2 protein-coding genes are annotated in these 1,994 nt (G+C 72.3%); both read left to right on the top strand.

What is annotated here, in order from left to right:
- Positions 1–190: 190 nt before the first annotated feature.
- A complete protein-coding gene (locus MTQ10_RS30050) occupies positions 191–1,195 on the top strand; it encodes a proline racemase family protein (RefSeq protein ID WP_247473721.1) in 1,005 nt (334 codons plus the stop codon).
- Between the two features lie 40 nt (positions 1,196–1,235).
- Positions 1,236–1,904: a GntR family transcriptional regulator gene (locus tag MTQ10_RS30045; RefSeq protein ID WP_247473718.1), complete on the top strand. Its 669-nt coding sequence runs from the start codon at positions 1,236–1,238 to the stop codon at positions 1,902–1,904.
- Positions 1,905–1,994 lie beyond the last annotated feature (90 nt).

Below are 1,994 nucleotides of genomic sequence, written 5' to 3'. Positions count from 1 at the left end.
AGCCACTGCGGGCGGGGCTGGGGGAGCCGTCGCGGGCCGGGTCAGGAGAGCCGAGGCGGGCCGGGTCGGTCGGAGGCGCCGGATCGGTCGGAGGCGCCGGACCGGTCGGAGGCGCCGGATCGGTCGAAGGCGCCGGATCGGTCGGAGGCGCCGGGCTGAACGAGGCCGGTCCCGTGGGGGAGGGCGTCTGATGCGGACCCGGCAGGTCTACCACGTCGTCGACTCCCACACCGAGGGCATGCCCACCCGCGTCGTCACCGGCGGCATCGGCACACTGCCCGGCGCCACCATGGCCGAACGCCGCCGGCACCTCGTCGAACGGCTCGACCACGTCCGCACCCTGCTCATGTACGAACCCCGCGGCCACGCCGCCATGAGCGGAGCGATCCTCCAGCCGCCCACCCGGCCCGACGCCGACCACGGCGTCCTGTTCATCGAGGTGTCCGGTGCCCTGCCGATGTGCGGCCACGGCACGATCGGCGTCGCCACCGTGCTCGTCGAGACCGGAATGGTGCCCGTCGCCGAACCCGTCACGACGGTACGGCTCGACACACCGGCCGGGCTCGTCACCGTCGACGTCCACGTCGAGGACGGCGCCGCCCGGTCCGTGACACTGACCAACGTGCCGTCGTACTGCGCCGGTCTCGACCTGAAGGCCGACGTCCCCGGACACGGCACCGTACGGTACGACCTCGCCTACGGCGGCAACTTCTACGCCTTCGTCGACCTCGACGCGCTCGGGCTGCCCTACGACCGGCAGCGCAAGGACGAACTGCTCGCCGCCGGACTCGCCGTCATGGACGCCGTCAACGCCGGACCCGGCCGGCCCGTCCACCCGGAGAACCCCGACATCGCCGGCCTCAAACACGTGTACCTCACCGCGCCCGGCTCCGACGCCCGGCACTCCCGGCACGCCATGGCCGTCCACCCCGGCTGGTTCGACCGGTCGCCGTGCGGCACCGGCACCTCGGCGCGGATGGCGCAGCTCCACGCGCGAGGGGAACTGCCCCTCGGGGCGGACTTCGTGAACGAGTCGTTCATCGGCACCCGGTTCGTGGGAAGGCTCGTCGAGGAGACCCGGGTGGGAGGCCTGCCCGCGGTCGTGCCGACCGTCACCGGGCGGGCCTGGATCACCGGCACCGCACAGTACTTCCTGGACCCGGACGATCCTTTCCCCGCCGGTTTCCTACTCTGAGGAGCCCGCGAGATTCCCCTCAGCCCCGGAGGCACACACCATGGGTGGCCACCTGAAGCAAGCCCACCTCATCACCGCGCAGGAACGCCTGCGCGACCAGGTGGCCCACGCCCTGCGCGCCGCGCTCATCTCCGGGGAACTCCAGCCGGGACGCGTGTACTCGGCGCCCGCCCTCGCCTCCGACTTCGGGATCTCCGCGACGCCGGTGCGGGAAGCGATGCTCGACCTCGTACGGGAAGGGCTCGTCGAACCCGTCCGCAACAAGGGGTTCCGCGTGACCGAGGTCAGCGAGAAGGACCTCGACCAGTACAGCGAACTGCGCGCCCTGATCGAGGTGCCGACCGTCGCCGCGGTCACGCGGACGGCGACGCGGGAACAGCTGGAGGCGCTGCGGCCGATCGCCGAGGAGATCGTCACGTCGGCCCGCGACCACGACCTCATCGGCTACCTGGACGCCGACCGCCGCTTCCACCTCTCCCTCCTCGCCCTGCACGGCAATGACCGGCTCGTGGAGACGGTGGGAGACCTCCGGAAACGATCCCGCCTGTACGGCCTCACAGCCCTGGACGAACAGGGCCTGCTGGTCGCGTCGGCCGAGGAGCACGTGGAACTGCTGGACCGGATGCTGGAAGGCGACGAGTCGGCCGCGGAAGCGGTGATGCGCCGCCACCTGGGCCACGTACGAAAGCTGTGGGCAGCGGAGGGGTAAGGGGCGCCGACCGAGGGGCAAGGGGCGCCGACCAGGGGTGCCCCTCACCGCAATCGCGCGGCCCGCGGTCATCGACGGCCCCACCACGCC

Source organism: Streptomyces sp. XM83C (genome assembly GCF_023072675.1).
Lineage (GTDB): Bacteria > Actinomycetota > Actinomycetes > Streptomycetales > Streptomycetaceae > Streptomyces > Streptomyces thermocoprophilus.
The sequence above is the reverse complement of the archived record's forward strand: the minus strand, read 5'-3'. Positions and strand labels throughout refer to the sequence as shown.